Origin of the sequence: Pseudomonas sp. 65/3-MNA-CIBAN-0223 (assembly GCF_040310425.1) — a bacterium.
Taxonomy (GTDB): domain Bacteria; phylum Pseudomonadota; class Gammaproteobacteria; order Pseudomonadales; family Pseudomonadaceae; genus Aquipseudomonas; species Aquipseudomonas gregormendelii.
This window is the reverse complement of record NZ_JBEOPV010000293.1, coordinates 1-245: the sequence shown is the minus strand read 5'-3', so window position 1 is coordinate 245 and position 245 is coordinate 1. Positions and strand designations below refer to the sequence as shown.

The 245-nt window shown below is 66.5% G+C and carries 1 pseudogene; it reads left to right on the top strand.

What is annotated here, in order from left to right:
- Positions 1 to 245, top strand: a pseudogene (locus tag AAEZ09_RS28940) (PLP-dependent aminotransferase family protein); the annotation flags it as partial.

The window sequence follows — 245 nt, the reverse complement described above, 5'->3', positions numbered from 1 at the left end:
GCCGATGGTTGCGGGGGCGCGAGCTTGAGGTGCCACCGGGGCAACTGCTGCTCTGTGCCGGTGCGCAACAGGGCATATTCGCCGCATTGCTGGGCTTGTGCGAGCCGGGTGAACCGATCCTGGTTGAAGCGCTGACTTCACCTGGGATAAAGGCTGCGGCGCGCCAGCTGCGCCTGCCGTTGCACGGCGTGGCGATGGATCAGCGCGGCATCCTGCCGGAAGAATTCGATCGCCTGGCTCGTGCC